The organism is Ruegeria sp. L12, assembly GCF_056531745.1.
In genome coordinates, this window is sequence record NZ_JBQFMH010000018.1 from 19,005 (window position 1) to 41,118 (window position 22,114).

A 22,114-nucleotide genomic window follows, 5' to 3' on the forward strand; every position below is an offset into this window, starting at 1 on the left:
GGTGATCACGAGTGGTTTTCAAGCGCCGAGATCGCCGCTCAGCCGTTCAGATCGCGTCAGAGTTCGTCTATCCGCGTGGCGGCTGGACCCGCGCCTTTCACTACGTCAAACACCGGGTGCGCCGCCTGCCTGACAGCCCCGAACGCATCGCGCGCGGTATCGGGGCAGGGGTGTTCGCCTCGTTCACGCCATTCTATGGTCTGCATTTCGTGGTCGCTGCCGTACTGGCGCGCCTGCTGAACGGCAACATTCTGGCCGCGCTCAGCGGCACGTTCTTCGGCAACCCGCTGACTTATGTGCCGATCGGCGTGGTCAGCCTGCAAACCGGGCATTTCCTGCTGGGCACTAAGTTCCGCAAGGATGACACCGACGGGCTGATGGGCAAGTTTGCCGATGCGATGGGCGATCTCAAGGACAATTGCATCGCCATGTTCACCGACCGTCAGGCCGACTGGCACGGGCTCAGCCGGTTTTATGACGATGTATTCTTTCCCTATATGGTGGGCGGTGTCATCCCCGGCATCGTGGCGGGGGTGATTTGCAGCTATCTCAGCCTGCCGCTGATCCGCACCTACCAACAACGCCGCCGGGCCCGGATCAAGGCGAAGTTCGAACAAATCAAACGTCTGGCACAGGCAGAGGCTGACGTTCCCCCGACAAAACCACTAGGCTCGGCCTCAGGGACAATGAAGGATTCGAAAGATGTCTGACAACCGTTTGCGTCTGGGCGTGAATATCGACCACGTGGCCACCGTGCGGAATGCGCGCGGCGGCGCCTATCCCGACCCGCTGCGCGCCGCCCGGATCGCGGAAGAGGCTGGGGCCGACGGCATCACAGCGCATCTGCGCGAAGACCGCCGTCACATCTCGGATGCCGATATCGACGGGCTGATGGAGATCCTGTCGGTGCCGCTGAACTTTGAAATGGCCGCGACGGACGAGATGCAGAAAATCGCCTTGCGCCACAAGCCGCACGCCGTCTGCATCGTCCCCGAAAAGCGCGAGGAGCGTACCACCGAAGGCGGGCTAGAGGTCGCGCGCGAAGAAAACAAGCTGGCCCATTTCATCGCGCCTTTGCGCGAAGCAGGCTGCCGCGTGTCGATCTTCATCGCCGCCGACCAGCGCCAGATCGACGCCGCCCATCGCATCGGGGCCGAAGTGATCGAACTGCACACCGGCGCCTATTGCGACTTCCACGCCGAGGGCAAACCGGACGATGCCGCGCGTGAGCTGGAAGCCCTGCGCGAGATGTCCGCCTATGCCCATTCGCTGGGGCTCGAGGTGCACGCGGGCCACGGCCTGACCTATGACACCGTGCGGCCTGTGGCCGCCTTCCCCGAGGTGCGCGAGCTGAATATCGGCCATTTCCTGATCGGCGAGTCCATCTTCCGCGGCCTCACCCCGGCAGTCCACGAAATGCGCCGCCTGATGGACGAGGCGCGGGCATGATCACCACGGGTTTTGTGGCAATCTGGCTCGCCTGGCTGATGGCCGGCGGCTCTCCCGGACCTGCCACCATGGGCATCGCCGGAACCGCCATGAACGAAGGCCGCACCGCCGGTCTGGCCTTCGCGCTGGGCATCTGCGCCGGATCCGCCGCGTGGGGCATTGCCGCCGCGCTGGGACTGTCGGCGATCATGCTGGCCAATGTCTGGGTGTTCGAGGTGATCCGCTATGTCGGCGTCGCCTATCTGGGCTGGCTGGCCTTCAAGGCCCTGCGCCGCGCGCTCAGCTCGGATGAGGTGGCGCTGGGCAACTCGGTTACCGGTTCACTGAACACCATCTTTGCCAAAGGGGCGGCGATTCACCTGACCAACCCCAAGGCCATTCTCAGCTGGGGCTCGATCTACGCCATCGTCGCCCCAAACGACGCCAGCCTGTCGATGCTATTGGGTTACTTCGCCATGCTTTACGCGGGCTCCCTGCTGATCTTCATCGGTTACGCTTTCCTGTTCTCGTCCGCACGCATGGTCAACGCCTATCGCCGCGCCCGCCGTTGGTTCGATTTCGCCTTTGCCGGGTTCTTCAGCGTCGCCAGCTACAAAATCCTCACGGTGAGGGTGTCATGAAAGCAATCACCTATCGCGGTTTTGGCGCGGCAGCGGATGTTCTCGACCTGATCGACCTGCCCACACCAGACCCTGCCCCGGGCGAGGTGCTGGTGCGCGTCCACGCCAGCGGCATCAACCCCTCTGACGTCAAGCTGCGCGGCGGCGCGCGGCCCGGTGCGGTGATGCAATATCCGATGGTCATTCCCCATTCCGACGGGGCCGGGGTGATCGAGGCGGTTGGCGCTGGTGTCGATCCCACCCGCGTGGGTCAACGTGTCTGGATCTGGAACGGCCAGTGGCAGCGTGCCTTTGGCACGGGGGCGGAATATATCGCCTTGCCCGCTGAACAGGCCGTCCATCTGCCCGACAGCACCAGCTTCGCCGAGGGTGCCTGCTTTGGCATCCCCGCGATGACCGCGTGGTACGCGCTCTATCGCGACGGGCCGATCACCGACCAGACCGTGCTGGTCACCGGCGGTGCGGGCACGGTCGGTCGCTATGCCTGCCAGATGGCCGCGCTGGGTGGCGCGCGGGTGATCACAACCGTCAGTTCTGATGAAAAAGCCGCCCATTCCGGCGCGCCCGAATGGATCAACTACCGCACGCAGGACGTGACACCGGTGGTGATGGATATGACCAATGGCGCAGGCGTCGACCGCATCGTTGAGGTCGATTTCGCTGCCAACCAAGCCGAATCCCTGTCGCTGATCCGGCCCGGCGGCACCATCGCCAGCTACGCCTCGGTCTCGCAAATGAAGCCCGAACTGGATTTCTACGGCTTCATGTTCAAGAACATCCGCCTGCATATGCTGATTGTCTACCAACTCGACCCCGCCGCCCGGCGCCGTGGCGAGGCGCAACTGGCCGCATGGCTGGAGCAAGGCGCACTGTCCCACACCGTCATTCCCGGAGGCGGGCTGCAGGACGCCGCGACCGCCCACCAGATGGTCGAGGCCGGGCAAAAGTTGGGTACAGTGGTGTTGGAGGTTTAAGATGATCCTCGGCATCGGCACCGACCTCGCAAATATCGACCGCATTCAGGGCACGCTCGATCGCTTCGGCGACCGGTTCCGCAATCGTGTCTTCACCGAAACCGAACAGCGCAAAGCCGAACGCCGCGCTGACACGGCGGGCACCTACGCCAAGCGCTGGGCCGCAAAAGAGGCGTGTTCCAAGGCGCTGGGCACCGGCCTGCGCATGGGTATCGCGTGGAAGGATATGGCGGTGACCAACCTGCGCACAGGACAGCCCGTCATGCATGTCACCGGCTGGGCTGCCGAGCGTCTGCGCGAAATGACCCCCGAGGGCCACGAGGCGATCATCCACGTCACACTTACCGATGACCACCCCTGGGCGCAGGCCTTTGTGGTGATCGAGGCGCGCCCGCTTCAAGAACCCGCCACACAGCCTTGACTTGCCCCCAACCGACCCGCATGTAGCACCCCAACAACGCAAGGACCGGAGAGCAGCATGGCCGAGGAAGCCAAATCAGGAAACGCCGTCTGGGAGACGATCAAAACCATCGTCTACGCCCTGCTGATCGCGGGCGTTTTCCGCACCCTGTTCTTTCAGCCGTTCTGGATCCCCTCGGGTTCGATGAAGCAGACCCTGCTGATCGGCGATTTCCTGTTCGTCAACAAGATGGCCTATGGCTATTCCTACGCCTCGTGTCCCAGCCTGATCATCCCCAGCTTCGGCCTGAACATCGACGCCGAGGATATCTGCGGCTGGATGCAGGGCGACGGCGACACCCGCATCCTGGGCGGTGAGCCTGAACGCGGCGATGTCATCGTCTTCCGCCACCCGGTCACGGGCCGCGACTATATCAAGCGCCTGATCGGTATGCCGGGCGACCGGATTCAAGTCCGTCAGGGTCAGATCATTCTGAACGGTACGCCAGTGCCTCAGCAACCCGATGGAGTGTTCACCGAGATCGCTGAACCGCAAGGCCCGCAACGCCTGCGCCCGCGCTGCGAAAACGGCCCCGTCGGGATCGGCGGCACCTGTGAAAAGACCCGCCTGATCGAAACCCTGCCCAATGGCGTGTCCTATGACGTGCTCAATATCGGCAATCAGGGCTCGGACAATACCGGCGTCTATACAGTGCCCGAGGGCCACTATTTCTTCATGGGCGACAACCGCGACAACTCGGCCGACAGTCGTCTGCCGCAATCTGCCGGCGGCGTGGGCTTTGTGCCCTACGAAAACCTGATCGGGCGCGCTGACCGGATCATGTTCTCTTCCGCGGGTCGGTCGATGCTGTTCTTCTGGACCTGGCGCAGTGATCGTTTCTTCAAGGCGGTCAATTGAAGCTATCGTCTGAGATAAAGGTGTTCCAGCAGCGGTTGGGGTATGAATTCTCCAACCCCGAACTGCTGCTGCGCGCGCTGACGCACGGCTCGGTCTCATCGCCCACGCGGCCCGACAATCAGCGGCTCGAGTTTCTGGGCGACCGGGTGCTGGGCCTTGTCATGGCCACCGCGCTGCTCGAGGCTGACAAGAAAGCCTCCGAAGGCCAGCTTGCCCCCCGCTTCAACGCGCTGGTCCGCAAAGAGGCATGCGCTGACGTTGCCCGGCAAATCGATCTTGGCGCAGTGCTGAAACTGGGCCGGTCCGAGATGCTGTCGGGCGGGCGCCGCAAACAGGCCCTGTTGGGCGACGCGATGGAGGCGGTGATTGCCGCCATCTACCGCGATGCCGGGTTCGAGGCTGCCAGTACGGTCATCCTGGCCCTGTGGGGCGATCGCATCCACAAGGTCGAGGCCGACGCACGTGACGCCAAAACCGCGCTGCAGGAATGGGCGCAGGCCCGCGGCCAGAAACCACCCAGCTATGTCGAGGTCAAACGCAGCGGTCCCGACCACGCCCCCGTGTTCACCATCGCCGCCCGCCTGCAGGACGGGACCGAGGCGCAGGCCACCGCAGGCTCCAAGCGTCAGGCCGAACAGGCGGCAGCCAAGGCCCTGCTGGACCGGCTGTCTTGACGCCGCCCGCGGTCCGAGGTTCCCGATGACGATCAGACCGGTGCGCCGGTCGGACGCGGCCAGCCTGGCGGCCCTGTCGATCGAAGTCTGGATCGGAACCTATCTGCGGCAGGGCGTGAATGCCTTTTTTGCCGACTACGTTCTGTCAGAATTCACCAGATCCCGGTTCGAAGCCTTGATCGCCGATTCCGACCAATATCTAGTGGTGTCCGAAAACACAGACGGGATCGACGGCTTTCTGCGCCTGACCCGGGGCAGCCCGGCCCCGATCACCGGCCTGTCCGGGCTCGAGATCTCCACGCTTTACATCCAACCGCGCCACCATGGCAAAGGTATCGGCAAGGCCCTGTTGCAGATCGCCAGAGAGCATTGCCGAACACACGGCGAGCCCTCCGTCTGGCTGACCACAAATTCCGAAAACACGCCGGCGATCCGGTTTTACCTTTCTCAAGGATTCAGGCAGGTCGGGGTCACCGAATTTCGCATTCAGAATCAGTCCTACCCGAACCACGTCCTGTCGCTGACGGTAAACACGTCATCCCAATAGCGGCATCAAACCGGATCCACACTTCATCTGGCCAAAAATAACTCGGGGGTGAGCCCGGATAATATCCGGGCGAGGGGGCTGGCCCCCTCCCGGTCGGATTGGCGCAGCCAATCCGATCCTCGTACTACCCGCGGGCGCATCAGCCCGGCGCTTGTGCCACAATGCGACAAATCCCTCTGGCCCGAGCGTGCTTTCTGCGATAGGGGTGCGCACCTGCAAACAGGATCGCAACACACATGACCACACGCGCCGGATTCATCGCACTGATCGGAGAGCCCAACGCAGGCAAATCCACCCTTCTGAACCGCATGGTCGGGGCCAAGGTCTCGATCGTGACCCACAAGGTGCAAACCACCCGCGCCCGCATCCGCGGCGTCGCAATGGAAGGTGACGCGCAACTGGTCTTTGTCGACACGCCGGGCCTATTCAAACCCCGCCGCCGCCTCGACCGCGCCATGGTCGCCGCCGCCTGGGGCGGGGCCGCCGATGCAGATGTGGTGGTGCTGATGGTCGAGGCCCATCGCGGCATCACCGAAGGGGTGGAACGCATCCTTGAAGGTCTGGCGGAGATCGGGCAGGGCCGCACCATCGCGCTGGCCATCAACAAGATCGACAAGGTGCCCTCCGAGAAGCTACTGGTCCTGACAAGCGACCTGAACGCGCGGTATCCCTTTGCCGAAACCTTCATGATCTCGGCTGAAAAAGGCCACGGCGTCGACGATCTGCGCAGATGGCTCGCCTCTGAACTGCCCGAAGGTCCATGGCTCTACCCCGAAGATCAGATCGCCGACCTGCCCATGCGCATGATCGCGGCTGAGATGACGCGCGAGAAACTGACCCTGCGCCTGCATCAGGAACTGCCCTACCAACTGACCGTCGAGACCGAGAACTGGGAGGAACGCAAGGACGGGTCCGCCAAGATCGATCAGGTCATCTATGTCATGCGCGACGGCCATAAGGGCATCGTGCTGGGCAAACGCGGCGAGACCATCAAGGCCGTCAGTCAGGCGGCGCGGGCGGAGCTGGAAGAATTCCTCGACCGCAAGATCCACCTGTTCCTGCAAGTCAAGGTACGCCCCAACTGGCTGGAGGAATCCGAGCGCTATTCCGAGATGGGTCTGGATTTCAAAGACGGCAACGCATGACCCGCCTGACCGCTGAATTCTGGGTCCACGCCTATCTGGCGCGGCTGCGGTTTCAGGACATCCCCGCCTTTGTCGTGTCCCATGGCGACAACACGGCAGGCGCAGTGCTGGTCAAGCTGAACACACTGGACGGTCAGGCAGTGGCACTCCAGCGCAGTTTCGACTTGCTCAGCGGCGAGCGCACATGGGTCGAGCTGTCCAGCGGCCCCGAGGCAGACGTGGACGCCGCAATCGCCAGACAACGCACCTTTGATCCCGACCTCTGGGTGATCGAGGTCGAAGACCGGCTGGGGCGGCATCTGCTGGGCGAAGAGGGCCTTGAATAAGGGTCTTTGACGCGCCGATCAAAGCGACTATTTTACCACCGTAATCGACGGGTGCCGACGGGGCTATCCGGGGAACATCAACAGGATGAGGGTTTTGCGTGGCTGAAACGCTTGCTGAAAAGCTGGAAAAATCCGAACTCGGCCACTGGATGCAGCGGTTTGAGGGTTTCATGGTCTTTGTCGGCATCGTCGGCCCCTTCGCCACGCTGCCGCAGCTGATCAAGCTCTACTTCACCCATTCCCAGCACGCGACCGGCCAGTCGCTGCTTTCGTGGTCGCTCTATGCCGCGCTGTCGTTTCTGTGGTTCGCCTATGGTTTGGTGGTGGGCAAGCTGCCCATCTATGTGGGCAACGGTATCTCGATGGTACTGAACCTGCTGATGGTCATCGGCATCCTGATCCACGCCGGTGTGACGTTCTGAACGGTTAATCAGCCCGCATCGCCCAAATAAACAAAGCTCATCTTGTTGCCATCGGGGTCGCGCGCATAGGCGCCAAAGAAGTTGGGACCATATTGCGGCCGTTCACCGGGTTCGCCTTCGTTCGTTCCACCATTGGCAAGGGCCGTTGCATGTGCTTCGCGAACTTCCGCTTCGCTTTCGCACAGCAGACCCACCATGTTGCCGTTTCCAACGGTCGCAGCCTCTTTATCAAACGGCATTGCGACCCAAATGGATCCGCCACCGCGCAGCTCATAGCAGACTGCGTGGGGCATGTATTCTGCGATGATCTTGCCACCGATTTTGGGCACAACCGCATCGTAATAGGCGCGGGCCTTGGGTACATCATTTGAACCGATCATGACATAGTTAAGAGACATTCTTGGACTCTCCCCGGCAAGAACATAAAGCGAACATTAACGCCCAGTCCGATTTCACGCAACGTGTTTTTTGGGTTTGTCACAAAACCGACCAGACCTGTTTGTGCCTTGAACCTGCAACGGCCATAAGATTTCCTGCGGACATATCTGATGACTGAACGAGGCCAATAGGTGGACTGGCGTGATCACGGCATACTTCTGACTTCTCGCCGCCACGGCGAGACAGCGGCGATCATCGAGGTGTTCACCGAAGCCCATGGCCGTCACGCTGGCATTGTGCGTGGCGGCACCAGCCGCAAGATTGCACCGATCCTGCAACCCGGTGCGCAGCTCGACGTGCTCTGGCGCGCCCGACTTGAGGAGCATCTGGGCACCTTTCAGGTTGAACCCCTGCGCTCGCGTGCCGCGGCAGCATTTTCTGGACGGCTGGCGCTGGCAGGATTGAATGCGGTGGTGGCGCTGCTGTCCTTCTGCCTGCCCGAACGCGAACCGCACCCGGCCATCTACAAGCAGACCGAACAGCTGATGGACCTGCTTGGGCAGGATGAGGTCTGGCCGCTCGCCTATCTGCGCTGGGAACTGGCGCTGCTGGAGGAGCTGGGCTTTGGCCTCGACCTGTCGGCCTGCGCGGTGACCGGCACGCGTGAGGGGCTGGTCTATGTCTCGCCGAAAACCGGTCGCGCGGTCAGCGCGGCAGGGGCAGGGGAATGGGCCGACAAGCTGCTGCCGCTCCCCCCCTGTTTGCGCGGCGAAGGCGCGGCCCCGGATGTCGAGATTGCCGATGCCCTGCGCACCACCGGGTATTTTCTGGAAAATCATCTGGCCCCATCGCTGGGCCATACACCTTTACCGGACGCCCGCGCGCGGTTCGTGGCGCAGTTTACTCGACGTCTTTGAACACCATCTCGTGCCCGTCCTCATTGCGCAGGATCAGCACATCGCCTGAAACTTCGGATTGCGTCATCGCCATCAGCGCGGCGAAATAGAACCCCTCGGCCTCAAGCCCGGCACAAGCCGCACGAGTGGCGGCCAGATCGGCGACCTCGAACCACGGATAAGGCGCGTTCAGCGTGCCCGAATAGGTGTTGCAAGGGGCATTGCCTGCGATCCGCCCTTCCTCGGGAAACCGCAGCAGGGCAGTGGCCTCAAAGGGCTGCCCATCAATTTCCTGCAGCGCCCATGTCTGATCCGCCGCACCATAGGCGGCGACGGTTTCGTCCTTGTCACATTGGAACAGCGTAAGCAGAGGCAGGATCAGGGCAAGTCGCATCATCGCAGCATCCTATCAGTAAGGGTTCACACCGCTGATCAGCTCTTCGCGCACCTCAAGCCGGGGTCGCCAGTTGTATTTGGTGTCCTCGCGCACCGGAGCCCAGTGCAGCACACCGCTGTTCCGCCACGGGTCGAGGATGATGCCATCATACATCGAATCGCCCTTGGCACTGATCAGGGCCGAATGGTGGATGATCCGGAACGCGGTCGGCGGCGAGGTGGCCCAATGCAGGTCCAGCGTGCGGAAATTTTCCTGCTTCAGACGTGTGGTCATCGCCTGTGCCCAGTCGTTGCACAGACCCTTTTCGCGAAAGCCGTTGATGACCTTGGCGTTGTGAATGATGGCCGGGTCGTTGACGTTCCACTGCTGCTTCAACTGACTGGAATAGGCATAGGATATCTGGGCGGCGCGCCGCGCCTCGGCCGGGTCGACTTCGGGGCCGAGTTGCTGGATCGCCTGCGCCAACTGGTCTACATCGTTGGGCCCGGTACTCGGGGCCATGGCACATCCGGCGAGGGCCAGACAGGTGGCCAAAACTGCGATGATGGATTTCACGCTCGATTCTCCTCTGGCCAGCTTGGGCGCTGGTTTCGATTGATGCCCTTTACCCGATTTCCGCAGCCGATCCGAGGGGGAAGTTTAGCCCTCAGGATCACAAAACAATGTTGTACAACTCGGAAGATCGAGGCCTGCCGGTCTGTACAACACGGAAGAAAAAGAAAACCCGGCGCAGGGCCGGGTTCAGTTGGGGAAACCGCATCGAACCGGGCGTCAGCCCAGCAATCGACGCGCGATGACCTGCGCCTGAATTTCAGCAGCGCCTTCAAAGATGTTCAGGATGCGTGCGTCACACAGCACACGGCTGATCTTGTACTCCAGCGCGAAACCGTTGCCGCCATGGATTTGCAACCCGTTATCCGCCGCCGCCCAGGCAACCCGCGCGCCCAGCAACTTGGCCATCCCGGCCTCAAGGTCGCATCGCTGACCGTGGTCTTTTTCCCAAGCAGAATAATAGGTTAGCTGCCGTGCGATCATGATCTCGACCGCCATCATCGCCAGCTTTCCCGAGACGCGCGGGAAGTTGATCAGAGATTTGCCGAACTGCTTGCGGTCCTGCGCGTATTGCATGGCAATGTCCAAAGCGCTCTGCGCCACGCCAATGGCGCGGGCGGCAGTCTGGATGCGGGCAGACTCGAAGGTTTCCATTAATTGCTTGAAACCTTTGCCTTCTTCGCCGCCCAGCAGGTTCTCGCCCTTGACCTCGAAACCGTCAAAACCCAGCTCGTATTCCTTCATCCCGCGGTAGCCAAGCACCTCAATTTCCCCGCCGGTCATGCCCGGAGTGGGGAAGGGGTTCTCATCGGTTCCGGGCGTCTTTTCGGCCAGGAACATCGACAGCCCACGGTGATCGGTGCTGTCGGGATTGGTCCGCGCAAGCAGGGTCATCACATGGGTGCGCGCGGCGTGCGTGATCCATGTTTTATTGCCTGTTATCTTATAGTTACCATCTTCTCCCTTGACGGCCCGGGTGCGCAGGCTGCCCAGATCCGAGCCGGTATTGGGTTCAGTAAACACCGCTGTCGGCAAGATCTCGGCGCTGGCCAGCTTGGGCAGCCAGTTGGCCTTTTGTTCATCCGTGCCGCCCGCGATAATCAGCTCTGCCGCGATCTCGGACCGGGTACCCAGCGAACCCACACCGATATAGCCGCGCGACAGCTCTTCGGACACCACGCACATCGAGGCTTTGGACAGGCCGAACCCGCCATACTCCTCGGGGATAGTCAGGCCGAATACGCCCATTTCGGCCAGCTCTTCGATGATCTCGATCGGGATCAATTCGTCTTTCAGGTGCCAGTCATGCGCATTTGGTTCAACCTTTTCAACGGCATAGCGGCGGAACTGGTCGCGGATCATCTCAAGTTCGTCGTCCAGACCGGAGGCGCCGAACATGGTGGCGCCGGGCTGATCCTGCATCAGCTCAACCAGACGCGTGCGCGCGGCCTGAGAGTTGGCCTGCGCCATCAGGGTCTGCACTTCGCTGCACTGGAACCCTGACAATGCGTCCCAGCCAAGGTCAAGGTCCTGTAAACGCAGGATTTCCCCCTGGTTCATCGGAATGCCGCCGGCGATCTGGTGTAGGTATTCTCCGAATGCGATCTGGTGCAGCAATTGCTCCATCTCACCGAATTTTCCTTCGGCCTGAAGCGCCTCGGCCCAGCGTTGCATCTGCTGCAGCGACTGGTGATAGGTCGCCAGCCACGCCAGCCCATGCGCCGCCGTCTGATGCGCTTCGATCAACGCGCCCGAGACACGCCCCTCGCTTGTCACCATCGCGCGCACGGATGCGCGCGCTTTTTCGAAAACAGCCTCGACAGCGGGCAAAGCCGCCGCACTGAGTGTCAGAAGGTCGGGCAATACCGCTGGCTGCGTCATGTTCGTCACATCCTGTCCGTCATGGGCCATGAATCACGTCCTCTGCTGGGTTGTCTGGTCATACCATGCTGCACGTGCAGCGCAACAAAAATACGCAAAAAGGCCTAAAATAGTTCAAAAATTGCCCGACCAATTTTGCAGTGCAGAATAATCCCGGGGTGATATGAAGGCCGAATGGAACTGTTTTCGCTCATGACACCGCAGGAATTTTACCTGTCTTTGCTTGTGGCCTTTATTGCTGGCTGGGTCAAAGGCATGGTCGGCTTTGCCATGCCGATGGTACTGGTTTCGGGCCTCAGCATGATGTTGCCCCCCGAGTTGGCGCTGGCGGGTCTGATCCTGCCCACCATGGTCACTAACGGCGTTCAGGCACTGCGCGAGGGGGCGTCCGCTGCAGTCGCCTCGGTGCGCCAGTTCCGCGTGTTTCTCGGGGTTGGACTGGTTTGTCTTCTGGCCAGCGCGCAGCTGATCAACGTATTGTCGCCAAAGGCTTTTCTTCTGATCCTCGGTGCGCCTGTCTCGTTCTTTGCCTTGGTGCAACTGTTGGGCTTGAAGTTGACGCTGCAAGCACCTTCGACCCGGGTTGAGGCCATGGCGGGCGCGGTGGCCGGGGCTGTCGGAGGTATCTCGGGCGTGTGGGGCCCACCGACTGTGGCCTATCTGACCGCGCTGAATACACCGAAGAAGGATCAGATGCGGGTGCAGGGGGTGATCTATGGCCTGGGGGCTGTGGCGCTGGTGGTGGCGCATCTGGGCTCGGGCATTCTGCGGGCCGAGACCGCGGTGTTTTCTGCGCTGCTGGTTATTCCGGCGCTGGCCGGTATGCGCGGCGGGCAGTTTCTGCAGGACCGCATCGATCAGGCGCAGTTCCGCAAGCTCACGCTGCTGGTGCTGCTGGTTGCCGGTCTGAACCTGCTCAGACGCGGCATCATGGGTTAACTGCGGCTTTCGGCAAAGCGAAAGGCATAATGCAAACCCAGCATCAGGAAAAACAGGCCCGAGATATCACCGATCAGATAGGCGACATATTCGACGGTTGCGCTGCCGAACGCCATGTTGGTCAGGCCCGCAACCAACAGCGAAGTCACGATTCCGACCCCCATGATACAGGCCCAGCACGGGTTTCGGTCGGCGCGTGGGAACAGATCCCAACCAAGCGCTTTGCAGGCATAAAACACAATCGGGACTGTCGTGACCGCAATGGCCATGGCCAGCAACCGGCTGGGTAGAAAGACATCCCAGCCGCCAACCATGGCGAAGACGATAAAGACGCCCGGAAGCAGCGCGAAGATTGCCCGCCATCCCAGCAGCCATGCCGTCAGAACACGTACCCCGTGGGGCAGGAACAGCAGGCTGGCCCGGCTGGGATATTCCGGAAAGAACATATTCTGCAGGGGCATCAGCACTTCAAACGTGAAGAGTGATGCCGCCACATAGGCCAAAGAGGCGAAAAAAGTGTCAGAGGCCCATCTTCGCACGGAGATTAGCCGATTCCATTAGACAGGCAAAAATCACCTGGGCGCATGAACCACATAGCGCCCACGGTTGGCGCTGCCGCTTTGCGAAAGATATCCTTTCTGCACCAGCGATTTCAGGGCGCGAAAAAATGTCGGGCGCGAAACGCTTTGAACCAGAGTGTGTTCGATCAGACCGAAAGTGCGTACTTCAGTGTCAGCTTTGGAAAGCTCTTCCGCGGCGTAATAAATGTCACGCTCAACCGGCGAAAGCTCTTCCAGCCCCAGGGTGCGCTCCATACTTTGCATCAATTTGCGCAGTTCCGTCAGTTTTGAAATTTCGGTCATGGTCTACCTGTCGTGTTCCATGTCTGACCGATGCATGTTGTCAGGCCAATTCCTTTGCAACTCATCAATCCGACACCCATCCCCATAGGAAATAATAGTTACTTTGAAAGACGTCCCGAAGCGTTGTTGAGTGAGTGATATGCTCGGAGCGCCCAATTTCAGATGAGGGAATGAAATAGCTCAAGTTGCGCATTCTCGCAACGCACTTGTCTGTGTGTTTGCTGTTTCCGCTACGTAAGCAGGGGGTGATCTGGGGGCCGAAACGGCCCCCAATCCCGATCAGCCGATGGCGACGGCTTTGATATCTTCGTCGATAAAGGGCAGATACTGCTCGAAGTTCTCGGCGAACATCTGCACCAGCTTTTCCGCCTGCTTGTCAAAGGCCGCCTGATCGTCCCAGGTGCGGCGCGGGTCCAGCAGGACCTCGGGCACGCCGGGCACAGACACAGGTACGTCAAAGCCGAAATTGGCGTCCTTGCGGTATTCCGCGTCAGCCAACGAGCCTTCCAGCGCGGCGGTCAGCAGCGCGCGGGTGGCCTTGATCGGCATCCGGCTGCCCACGCCATAGGCACCGCCGGTCCAGCCGGTGTTGACCAGCCAGCAGGTGGCGCCGTGCTGGGCGATTTTGTCACGCAGCAGGTTGCCATAGGCTTCGGGGCGGCGCGGCATGAAGGGTGCCCCAAAGCAGGTCGAGAAGGTGGGCTGCGGCTCGGTCACGCCACGTTCGGTCCCGGCTACTTTCGAGGTGAAGCCCGACAGGAAGTGATACATCGCCTGTGCGGGCGTCAGCCGCGCGATCGGAGGCAGAACACCGAACGCGTCACAGGTCAGCATGATGATGTTCTTCGGATGCCCGCCCAACGCGCTGCTGGATGCGTTCGAGATGTATTCCAGCGGATAGGCGCAGCGCATGTTGGCGGTCAGCGAGTCGTCGTTGAAATCCAGTTCCTTGGTCTCGGGGTCGAAGACCATGTTCTCGATCACGGTGCCGAATTTCGAAGTGGTCGCGTAGATTTCAGGCTCGGCTTCGGCGTTCAGATTGATCGTCTTGGCATAGCAGCCGCCCTCAAAGTTGAAGGTGCCGCGATCCGACCAGCCATGTTCGTCATCACCGATCAGCACGCGGGCCGGGTCGGCGGACAGGGTGGTCTTGCCGGTGCCCGACAGGCCGAAGAAGACGGCGGTGTCGACCGGATTGCCAACGGCGTGGTTGGCCGAGCAGTGCATCGGCATCACGCCTTTTTCCGGCAGCATGTAGTTCAGCAGGGTGAACACGGATTTCTTGTTTTCGCCCGCATATTCCGTGCCGCCGATCAGGATCAGTTTGCGGTCGAAGTTCAGCGCAATCACGGTCTCGCTGCGGCAGCCGTGTTTGGCGGGATCGGCCTGGAAGCTGGGGCAGTTGATGACGGTGAAGTCCGCTGTGAACTCATCCAGATCCTCACGATCCGGGCGGCGCAGCAGATGGCGGATGAACAGGTTGTGCCAGGCTAGCTCGGTGACCATGCGCACGTTGATCGAATAGCTGGGATCAGCCCCGCCGACGAGGTCCTGCACGAAATAGTCGCGGCCTTTCATATGGGCCAGCATGTCTTCATACAGCGCGTCAAAGCCCTCAGGGCTCATTTCAGCATTGTTTTCCCACCAGATGCTTTCGGCAACACTGTCGGTTTTGACGACATGCTTGTCCTTGGGCGACCGGCCGGTGAATTTGCCGGTGGTGACCAGAAAGGCGCCACCATTGCCAAGGGTGCCTTCGCCGCGCTTCAGCGCCTCTTCGATCAGCGCCGGTTCCATGAAGTTGTAATAGACATTGCCCAGACCCTCGATGCCCTGATCTTCGAGGCGGAATTGCGGGTTAACCCGTCCAGATGTCATGTGTGTCTTCTCCTGTGGCGGCGCCTTGGCGGTTGAACCGAAAGTGCCATTGGGGGCGGAAACCGGAAAGAATCCGGCGGTCAGGCGCCTCTTATCATGGTATTTTAGAACATGAACAGGAGGGTTGGGAGGAGTTAGCGCAACCAAGTTCAGGTTTAGCGCCATCACCAATTGCCTGCCTCAAATCAAGGCAGCAATTAGAAGCCAGAAAGGCAAATTTGCCGCAGACCTGCCGCAAGAATGGCACGTTTCGCGGTTACGAGTTGATTCGGTGGCTCAAAACCGCCAACAATGCCTTACAAAAAAGCGTATTATTGCGCAGTGAGCAGGAATAGGGGTGAACCCGATGTCAAAGATTGCACTAGTGGACGACGACAGAAATATCCTGACGTCCGTGTCTATGACACTCGAAGCCGAAGGGTTCGAGGTCGAAACATATAACGATGGTCAGGCTGCGCTGGACGCTTTCAACAAGAAGCTGCCGGACATGGCCGTGCTGGATATCAAGATGCCGCGTATGGATGGCATGGATCTGTTGCAGAGACTGCGGCAGAAAACACAGATGCCGGTGATTTTCCTGACCTCCAAGGATGACGAGATCGACGAGGTACTGGGCCTGCGTATGGGCGCGGATGACTACGTCAAAAAGCCGTTCTCGCAACGATTGCTGGTCGAACGCATTCGCGCCCTGCTGCGCCGTCAGGAAGCTGTTGAAGGTGACGCAGGCAGTGTTGCCACCGGCGACACCAAGGTGATGGAGCGCGGAGATCTGCGGATGGACCCGCTACGTCACGCCGTGAGCTGGAAAGGCAATGATGTCTCGCTGACCGTGACAGAATTCCTGTTGCTGCAGGCGCTGGCACAGCGTCCGGGTTTTGTCAAAAGCCGTGATCAGCTGATGGATGTGGCCTATGACGATCAGGTCTATGTGGATGATCGGACCATCGACAGCCATATCAAGCGACTGCGCAAGAAAATGCGGGCCGCGGATTCAGAGTTCTCGGCCATCGAAACGCTTTATGGTATCGGATATCGGTATAACGAAGAATAGGCGCGGCCGTTTTTAGGGGGTGAAAGGGTCTCGTGCGCGATACGGAACACTCTGATCAAGTGCGCGACGCGGATGTCGTAATTGGGGATGACTGGGTCATTCCCCAAGACCCTCAGGCTGCCGAGCTCAGCGCCAAGCGATCGCGCCGCAACCTGTTCTCGCTGCGCCATTCGGCGCTGGCACGCCGGATTATCACCTTCAACCTGATCGCGTTGGTCATTCTTGTGGCCGGGCTTCTTTATCTCGATGACTCGCGAAAGGAACGCGTGCAGCAGACCGCGCGCAATCTGGTTGGCGATGTCCAGCTTGTCAGCAACGTATTCGAAACGCAGCTGCGCCGACCTGCCCCCGGCGGCGCAGCTGCGCTGGACGTGCGCGATACGCTGGCGGGTCTCAGCCTGCCAGAGGGCGGTGAAGTTTTCGTCTATGATGGCACCGGTACGCTGATCGGCTGGACGCGCGGCGCGGCGGGTGCTGCGGAATTGCCCAGCCTGTTGCGCCAAAACATCGACAGCTCGACCGGCAGCACGCTTATCAGCGATGCGCTGAACGCAGTCTGGACTGGTATTTCTGCCATTTTCAGTGGCTCTTCCGATATTGATCCGCCCACTTTGGCGCAGCGCGTGCAAGAGATGATTCCGCAGGCTCTGGACGGTGGTATGCAGGTGCAGGCGGTCAAGGATGATATGGGTCAAACCGTGATCGTGTCTGTGGCGCCGATCATGCTGGACGGCGCGCCGGTGGGCGCAGTCGCAATGGCCGGTCCGTCGGGTGAGATCGACGCGTTGGCCCGCAAAGAGCAAGAGCGGATTCTGCAGATGTTCATCGTGGCGCTGCTGGTTTCAATCGGTCTGAGCCTGGTTCTGGCTTCGACCATCGCCAACCCCCTGGCGGATCTGGCCGCAGCAGCCGAGACGGGTAAGGATCGCGGGGCCGGGGTCAATCCCGGGCGCATCCGCATTCCGGATCTGAGCGCCCGCCCGGATGAGATCGGGCGCCTCAGTCAGGCGCTGCGCGGTATGGTGACTGCGCTTTACAACCGTATCGATGCCAATGAGCAGTTCGCGGCGGATGTAGCGCATGAGATCAAAAACCCTCTGGCCAGTTTGCAATCGGCTGTCGGCACCATGCGCATGGTCAAGCGCGAGGATCAGCGTGAAAAACTGCTGGGTGTGATTGAACATGACGTAAGGCGGCTGGACCGGCTGGTCAGCGATATCTCAAACGCCTCAAGGCTGGATGCAGAGCTGGTGAAAGAGGAAGAACAACCTTTCGATCTTCTCAACCTGCTGAACAATATCGGCCAGTTTCTTGGGGAAGACGCGCGTTCGCAGGGGATTGATTATATCACTGATCTGCCCTCTGAGCCCATCGTGATCAACGGGCTCGAGGCGCGTTTGGCACAGGTTTTCGTCAATTTGATCACCAACGCCATTTCGTTCTGCGAGGACAAGGACGCGATCCGCGTCTGGGTGCGCCGCAGGGACAACCGTGTGTTGGTTGTGGTCGAGGATACCGGCCCCGGCATTCCCGATCAGGCGCTGACCAAAATTTTCAAACGCTTTTATTCTCAGCGCCCCGAGGAGCATTTCGGCAACAATTCTGGCCTCGGACTGGCGATCTCGAAACAGATCGTCGAAGCGCATGGCGGGGTGATCTGGGCCGAGAATATTCGCCCGACCGAGGCCGATGTCACCTCGGAGCCGCTGGGGGCGCGGTTCGTGGTCGGGCTGCCCGTCTAGGCCATGGGGGCAGCGCTTTTCTCTGACATTGCAGATCAGGACGAGGCGTGTGTTCACGCCACCTGTGTGTCCGTTGAGGATGCTGGTTTACTGATCATCGGCGCATCCGGCACCGGCAAATCGGCGCTGGCGTTGCAGATGATGGCACTGGGCGCTCGGCTGGTGGCGGATGATCGCGTCACGTTGACCGCACACGGAATGCGGGTCGTGGCCGAAGCGGTTCCGCATTTGCGCGGCCTGATCGAAGCGCGCGGAGTGGGCCTGTTGCGGGCCAAAGCGGTCGAGGCCGTTCCGCTGGCCTATGTGGTCGATCTGGATCAGACTGAGCCGGCGCGTCTGCCTGATCCCATCGACGTGAAGGTGCTGGGGCAAACTGTTCCCTTGCTTCGCGCCGCGACCGTACCAAATCTACCGGCAGCATTGCTGCAACTTCTGAAAATGGGACGCGTAAGCCCCGAATGGCCGATCTCATGACCGCGCAACGTCGCACCGTTTTGGTAACCGGACCTTCGGGCGCGGGCCGGTCGACCGCGATCCACGTCCTTGAAGACCTTGGGTTCGAGGCCATCGACAACCTGCCAATGGGCCTGCTGTCGCGCCTGATGGACAGCTCCGAACCGGGCAGCCCGATGGCGCTGGGCATCGATGCGCGCAACCGCGATTTTTCGACCATCGGGTTCATCGAGCTGGCGGCGAAACTGGGCAGGATGGCGCAGGTCGATCTGACCATCCTCTATCTGGATTGCAGCGACGAGGTGCTGCTGCGCCGATTTTCGGAAACCCGCCGCCGCCACCCAGTGGCAGCCGATGCCAGCCCCGAAACCGGAATACGTCAGGAAAAGGAACTGCTGGCTCCGATCCGCGAGATCGCCGATACCCTGATCGATACGACCGCACTGAACGTCCACCAGCTGCGCGAAGAGGTCGAGCGCTGGTTCGCCCCCGAAGGCGGACGGCATCTGGCGGTTTCGATCGATTCCTTCTCGTACAAACGCGGCTTGCCGCGCGGCCTGGATATGGTTTTCGACTGCCGCTTTCTGACCAATCCCTATTGGCGGCCCGAATTCCGCGCCGCAGATGGTCGAAACCCGGAGGTGGCGGCCTATGTTCAATCCGATATGAACTATCGTGCGTTCTTCGACCGGGTCGTGGACCTGCTGATCGAGCTGCTTCCGGCATTCCGGGCCGAGGGCAAGGCGCATCTGTCGGTGGCTTTCGGATGCACCGGCGGCCAGCACCGCTCGGTCGCGGTGGCGGAAGCCGTTGCAAAGGCCCTTGCAGAAGCGGGCCAGCAGGTGTCAATAAGGCATCGCGAAATAGAACGTCGTTCTTTGAATGTGAGGCCGGGTTGATCGGGATCGTAATCGTTGCACATGGCGGGTTGGCGCAGGAATACCTGTCTGCCACGCAGCATGTGGTTGGTAAACAGCCCGGGCTGCTCGCCATCCCGATCGCGGCTGATCATAATCGCGAAGAAAAGCAGGCCGAGATTTGCCGCGCCGCTGATGAGGTTGATCAGGGCGATGGTGTTGTCGTGGTAACCGATCTTTATGGCGGCAGCCCGTCGAATCTCAGCCTGCGGGCCTGCGCACCGCAGGACCGGCGAATCCTTTATGGCGCCAACTTGCCCATGCTGATCAAATTGGCCAAAAGCCGCCACCTGCCGCTGGCCGAGGCGGTGCGTTTGGCACTGGAAGCTGGACGAAAATACATCAATGCGCAAAATGTGACGCTGGATTGATACCGGATAGATTCATATGACGACCAAGAGTTTGAAAATTATCAACGAAAAGGGCCTGCACGCCCGCGCCTCGGCGAAGCTGGTCGAGGTGGTCGAAGGCTTTGACGCCCGCGCCGAGGTGTCGCGCGAGGGGCTTTCCGCCTCGGGCGACAGTATCATGGGCCTTTTGATGTTGGCAGCGTCGCGCGGAACCACTATTGACGTCGAGACGTCCGGCCCGGATGCTGAGGCGTTGGCAGAAGCGTTGGAAACCCTGGTGAACGACAAGTTCGGCGAAGGGTTCTGACTGCCGCGACATCAAGGACGGAAAGACCAGGCAATTGGCGGAAACCACGCACGATACCAAGACAGGTCCTGTAGTGGATCAGGACACCGATCAGGGTGAGATTTACGACCGCAGAACCCTGACCTACGCCAACTCGTTTGACGATGCCTGGACGTCGACCGCCATCCGGGCCATCGAATGGTGCACCGGCAAGCTGACCATTCTGCGTATGGTCAATAAGTTCGAAAAGCGGAACGAGCATTACCGGGGCCAGAAATTCTGGGGCGGCGCGCTCAGGACCATGGGGATCGAGCTGACCACCCCGGCCGAGCAGATCGCCCGAATTCCCAAGGATGGCCCGGTTGTGGTTGTCGCCAACCATCCTCACGGCATGGTCGATGGTATGATTTTTGCCGAGCTCATAGGCCGGGTCCGCAGCGATTATCGCATCCTGACCCGTTCGGTTCTGACCGGTCTGGATGAGGCCGCGACCTCTTTCATGATCCCTGTGCCGTTTCCGCACGACCCCGAAGCGCAGGCGAAAATGCTGGAAATGCGCAGCAAGGCGATGAACCATCTGGCTGATGGCGGTGTCGTGGCGCTGTTTCCGTCGGGCGTTGTGATGTCGTCGGATGACTGGTTTGGTCCTGCAATCGAACGCGAATGGAATGTCTTCACCGCCAAGATGATCCGCCGCTCGGGTGCCAAGGTGGTGCCGATTTTCTTCCCGGGCAGCAATTCGCGTTGGTACCAGATCGCCAACCGGATTTCACCGATCCTGCGTCAGGGCCTGCTGCTGCACGAGATCGTCCGATCCTGCAACAAGCCGCAATCCCCGGTTATCGGCGAGCCGATCCCGGACGAAGACATGGCGCTGCTGGAACGCGACCCGCGTGGTTTCATGGCCTGGCTCCGCGATCATACACTCGCCCTTGGCAAGCGCTGATCCGCTCTTCATCTGGCCAAAAATATCTCGGGAGTGAATTGAGCCGCAGGCTCAAGAGAGGGCTGGCCCTCTCAATTCCTACCGTGTTGGCACCGGAACCTCGCCGCGATAATCGTAGAACCCGCGCTCGGTCTTGCGCCCCAGCCAACCGGCCTCGACATATTTCGTCAACAGCGGGCAGGGGCGGTATTTGGTGTCGGCCAACCCGTCATGAAGCACGTTCATGATCGCAAGACAGGTGTCCAGGCCGATGAAATCCGCCAATTCCAGCGGCCCCATCGGATGATTCGCACCCAGCTTCATCGACTGGTCGATGGATTGCACATTCCCGACGCCTTCATAGAGCGTATAAACCGCCTCGTTGATCATTGGCATCAGGATACGGTTTACGATAAAGGCGGGGAAATCTTCGGCGCTGGCCGCTGTTTTGCCCAACCGGTCCACCACCGTTTTGCAGGCACTGAAGGTCTCTTCATCGGTGGCAATGCCCCGGATCAGTTCCACCAGTTGCATCACCGGTACTGGGTTCATGAAATGGAACCCCATGAACCGCTCGGGCCGATCCGTGCGGCTGGCCAGGCGTGTGATCGAGATCGATGAGGTGTTCGAGGTCAGAATCGTATGCGGCTGCAGATGTGGCAGCAGGTCTTCGAAAATGGCCTGTTTGACCGTTTCCCGTTCGGTTGCGGCCTCGATCACCAGATCGGTCTGCCCGATATCCGGCAAGTTGAGCGTGGTCGTGATCCGTCCCAGCGCGGCCTGAAGTGCGGCATCGGTGATTTTCCCGCGCGAGGCCTGCCGCGCCAGATTGGCCTCAATCGTCGCCACCGCACTGTCCAGCGCCTCTTGGCTGATGTCATTGAGCAGAACATCATATTCCGCCAGGGCCATGACATGGGCGATGCCGTTGCCCATCTGCCCGGCGCCGATCACTCCGACTGATTTTACATCCATGTTCCGGTGCCTTTGCTCGCAGGTTACGCGCGACATTATCGGCAGTTCCGGGCAGGCGGCAAGGGGATCGGACCGATCAAATTCGCTTCAAATGCGCGCATTAGGGTTTTCTCAACATCTGCGGCGGCAAGATGGCAACCGGGTGAAAATTTGGGT

At 60.6% G+C, this 22,114-nt stretch carries 28 protein-coding genes; 20 read left to right on the forward strand and 8 right to left on the reverse strand.

Annotated elements, in window-relative coordinates; translation table 11 throughout:
• Window positions 1-11: 11 nt before the first annotated feature.
• From ACR0K9_RS19300 to ACR0K9_RS19350, 11 genes are all read left to right on the forward strand, one after another.
• Window positions 12-710: a DUF2062 domain-containing protein gene (locus ACR0K9_RS19300; RefSeq protein WP_480534752.1), complete on the forward strand. Its 699-nt coding sequence runs from the start codon at window positions 12-14 to the stop codon at window positions 708-710.
• Window positions 703-1,449: a pyridoxine 5'-phosphate synthase gene (locus ACR0K9_RS19305; protein ID WP_480825602.1), complete on the forward strand. Its 747-nt coding sequence runs from the start codon at window positions 703-705 to the stop codon at window positions 1,447-1,449. The genes ACR0K9_RS19300 and ACR0K9_RS19305 overlap by 8 nt, the downstream gene beginning before the upstream one ends.
• Window positions 1,446-2,069 (forward strand): LysE family translocator, encoded by a 624-nt coding sequence (locus ACR0K9_RS19310; protein WP_480825604.1) that lies wholly within the window; start codon window positions 1,446-1,448, stop codon window positions 2,067-2,069. Before ACR0K9_RS19305 ends, ACR0K9_RS19310 begins: the two co-directional genes overlap by 4 nt.
• Entirely contained in the window at window positions 2,066-3,043 is a 978-nt protein-coding gene (locus ACR0K9_RS19315; protein WP_480825606.1) for an NADPH:quinone reductase, read from the forward strand. Before ACR0K9_RS19310 ends, ACR0K9_RS19315 begins: the two co-directional genes overlap by 4 nt.
• A gap of 1 nt (window position 3,044) precedes the next feature.
• Window positions 3,045-3,464 (forward strand): holo-ACP synthase, encoded by a 420-nt coding sequence (acpS, locus tag ACR0K9_RS19320; protein ID WP_480534761.1) that lies wholly within the window; start codon window positions 3,045-3,047, stop codon window positions 3,462-3,464.
• Between the two features lie 57 nt (window positions 3,465-3,521).
• Complete coding sequence (lepB, locus tag ACR0K9_RS19325) at window positions 3,522-4,361, forward strand: signal peptidase I (protein ID WP_480534763.1); 840 nt, start codon at window positions 3,522-3,524, stop codon at window positions 4,359-4,361.
• A complete protein-coding gene (gene rnc, locus ACR0K9_RS19330) occupies window positions 4,358-5,035 on the forward strand; it encodes a ribonuclease III (protein WP_480825608.1) in 678 nt (225 codons plus the stop codon). The genes lepB and rnc overlap by 4 nt, the downstream gene beginning before the upstream one ends.
• Window positions 5,036-5,060: 25 nt before the next feature.
• Window positions 5,061-5,582, forward strand: coding sequence for an N-acetyltransferase family protein (locus ACR0K9_RS19335; protein ID WP_480825610.1), 522 nt, complete (start codon window positions 5,061-5,063; stop codon window positions 5,580-5,582).
• A gap of 236 nt (window positions 5,583-5,818) precedes the next feature.
• Entirely contained in the window at window positions 5,819-6,727 is a 909-nt protein-coding gene (gene era, locus ACR0K9_RS19340) for a GTPase Era (RefSeq protein WP_480825612.1), read from the forward strand.
• Window positions 6,724-7,053, forward strand: a complete 330-nt coding sequence (locus ACR0K9_RS19345) for a DUF1491 family protein (RefSeq protein ID WP_480534771.1) — start codon at window positions 6,724-6,726, stop codon at window positions 7,051-7,053. Before era ends, ACR0K9_RS19345 begins: the two co-directional genes overlap by 4 nt.
• A 98-nt stretch (window positions 7,054-7,151) precedes the next feature.
• Complete coding sequence (locus tag ACR0K9_RS19350; protein WP_480534773.1) at window positions 7,152-7,475, forward strand: SemiSWEET transporter; 324 nt, start codon at window positions 7,152-7,154, stop codon at window positions 7,473-7,475.
• Window positions 7,476-7,483: 8 nt separating this feature from the next.
• Here ACR0K9_RS19350 and ACR0K9_RS19355 read toward each other — a convergent pair whose 3' ends face one another.
• A complete protein-coding gene (locus tag ACR0K9_RS19355; protein WP_480534775.1) occupies window positions 7,484-7,873 on the reverse strand; it encodes a VOC family protein in 390 nt (129 codons plus the stop codon).
• Window positions 7,874-8,044: 171 nt separating this feature from the next.
• Here ACR0K9_RS19355 and recO point away from each other — a divergent pair, with 171 nt between their 5' ends.
• Entirely contained in the window at window positions 8,045-8,770 is a 726-nt protein-coding gene (gene recO / locus ACR0K9_RS19360; RefSeq protein ID WP_480825614.1) for a DNA repair protein RecO, read from the forward strand.
• Here the strand turns inward: recO and ACR0K9_RS19365 are convergent.
• The 3 genes from ACR0K9_RS19365 to ACR0K9_RS19375 form a co-directional block, all read right to left on the reverse strand.
• The gene (locus tag ACR0K9_RS19365; RefSeq protein ID WP_480534779.1) at window positions 8,754-9,146 is read right to left on the reverse strand and encodes an META domain-containing protein; all 393 of its coding nucleotides are present in this window, start codon (window positions 9,144-9,146) and stop codon (window positions 8,754-8,756) included. The genes recO and ACR0K9_RS19365 overlap by 17 nt on opposite strands.
• Window positions 9,147-9,158: 12 nt before the next feature.
• Window positions 9,159-9,701 carry a hypothetical protein gene (locus ACR0K9_RS19370; protein ID WP_480825616.1) on the reverse strand — a complete coding sequence of 181 codons (543 nt, stop codon included), beginning with the start codon at window positions 9,699-9,701 and terminating at the stop codon, window positions 9,159-9,161.
• A gap of 216 nt (window positions 9,702-9,917) precedes the next feature.
• Complete coding sequence (locus ACR0K9_RS19375; RefSeq protein ID WP_480825618.1) at window positions 9,918-11,609, reverse strand: acyl-CoA dehydrogenase family protein; 1,692 nt, start codon at window positions 11,607-11,609, stop codon at window positions 9,918-9,920.
• Between the two features lie 144 nt (window positions 11,610-11,753).
• Between ACR0K9_RS19375 and ACR0K9_RS19380 the strand changes: the two genes are divergently transcribed.
• Window positions 11,754-12,518 carry a sulfite exporter TauE/SafE family protein gene (locus tag ACR0K9_RS19380; RefSeq protein ID WP_480825619.1) on the forward strand — a complete coding sequence of 255 codons (765 nt, stop codon included), beginning with the start codon at window positions 11,754-11,756 and terminating at the stop codon, window positions 12,516-12,518.
• On the opposite strand, the gene ACR0K9_RS19385 is transcribed toward ACR0K9_RS19380, so the two are convergent.
• The 3 genes from ACR0K9_RS19385 to ACR0K9_RS19395 all read right to left on the reverse strand — a co-directional run bounded on the left by ACR0K9_RS19385 (window position 12,515) and on the right by ACR0K9_RS19395 (window position 15,259).
• The gene (locus tag ACR0K9_RS19385) at window positions 12,515-12,979 is read right to left on the reverse strand and encodes a hypothetical protein (protein ID WP_480825621.1); all 465 of its coding nucleotides are present in this window, start codon (window positions 12,977-12,979) and stop codon (window positions 12,515-12,517) included. The two genes, ACR0K9_RS19380 and ACR0K9_RS19385, sit on opposite strands and share 4 nt — an antisense overlap.
• Before the next feature lie 111 nt (window positions 12,980-13,090).
• Entirely contained in the window at window positions 13,091-13,381 is a 291-nt protein-coding gene (locus ACR0K9_RS19390; protein WP_480534789.1) for a hypothetical protein, read from the reverse strand.
• 279 nt (window positions 13,382-13,660) lie between these two features.
• Window positions 13,661-15,259, reverse strand: a complete 1,599-nt coding sequence (locus tag ACR0K9_RS19395) for a phosphoenolpyruvate carboxykinase (RefSeq protein ID WP_480534791.1) — start codon at window positions 15,257-15,259, stop codon at window positions 13,661-13,663.
• A gap of 346 nt (window positions 15,260-15,605) precedes the next feature.
• Between ACR0K9_RS19395 and ACR0K9_RS19400 the strand changes: the two genes are divergently transcribed.
• Genes ACR0K9_RS19400 through ACR0K9_RS19430 form a run of 7 tightly spaced genes read left to right on the forward strand, consistent with a single transcriptional unit; the run spans window position 15,606 to window position 21,004 of the window.
• Complete coding sequence (locus ACR0K9_RS19400; protein ID WP_480534793.1) at window positions 15,606-16,310, forward strand: response regulator transcription factor; 705 nt, start codon at window positions 15,606-15,608, stop codon at window positions 16,308-16,310.
• Window positions 16,311-16,342: 32 nt separating this feature from the next.
• Window positions 16,343-18,052, forward strand: a complete 1,710-nt coding sequence (locus ACR0K9_RS19405) for a sensor histidine kinase (RefSeq protein ID WP_480825623.1) — start codon at window positions 16,343-16,345, stop codon at window positions 18,050-18,052.
• A gap of 3 nt (window positions 18,053-18,055) precedes the next feature.
• The gene (locus ACR0K9_RS19410; RefSeq protein WP_480825625.1) at window positions 18,056-18,526 is read left to right on the forward strand and encodes an HPr kinase/phosphorylase; all 471 of its coding nucleotides are present in this window, start codon (window positions 18,056-18,058) and stop codon (window positions 18,524-18,526) included.
• Complete coding sequence (gene rapZ, locus ACR0K9_RS19415) at window positions 18,523-19,404, forward strand: RNase adapter RapZ (RefSeq protein WP_480825627.1); 882 nt, start codon at window positions 18,523-18,525, stop codon at window positions 19,402-19,404. The genes ACR0K9_RS19410 and rapZ overlap by 4 nt, the downstream gene beginning before the upstream one ends.
• A complete protein-coding gene (locus tag ACR0K9_RS19420) occupies window positions 19,401-19,793 on the forward strand; it encodes a PTS sugar transporter subunit IIA (RefSeq protein ID WP_480534801.1) in 393 nt (130 codons plus the stop codon). Before rapZ ends, ACR0K9_RS19420 begins: the two co-directional genes overlap by 4 nt.
• A gap of 16 nt (window positions 19,794-19,809) precedes the next feature.
• Window positions 19,810-20,079, forward strand: a complete 270-nt coding sequence (locus ACR0K9_RS19425) for an HPr family phosphocarrier protein (RefSeq protein ID WP_480534803.1) — start codon at window positions 19,810-19,812, stop codon at window positions 20,077-20,079.
• A gap of 34 nt (window positions 20,080-20,113) precedes the next feature.
• The gene (locus ACR0K9_RS19430; protein ID WP_480534805.1) at window positions 20,114-21,004 is read left to right on the forward strand and encodes a lysophospholipid acyltransferase family protein; all 891 of its coding nucleotides are present in this window, start codon (window positions 20,114-20,116) and stop codon (window positions 21,002-21,004) included.
• Between the two features lie 78 nt (window positions 21,005-21,082).
• On the opposite strand, the gene ACR0K9_RS19435 is transcribed toward ACR0K9_RS19430, so the two are convergent.
• Window positions 21,083-21,958 carry a 3-hydroxybutyryl-CoA dehydrogenase gene (locus tag ACR0K9_RS19435; RefSeq protein WP_480825629.1) on the reverse strand — a complete coding sequence of 292 codons (876 nt, stop codon included), beginning with the start codon at window positions 21,956-21,958 and terminating at the stop codon, window positions 21,083-21,085.
• Between the last annotated feature and the right edge of the window lie 156 nt (window positions 21,959-22,114).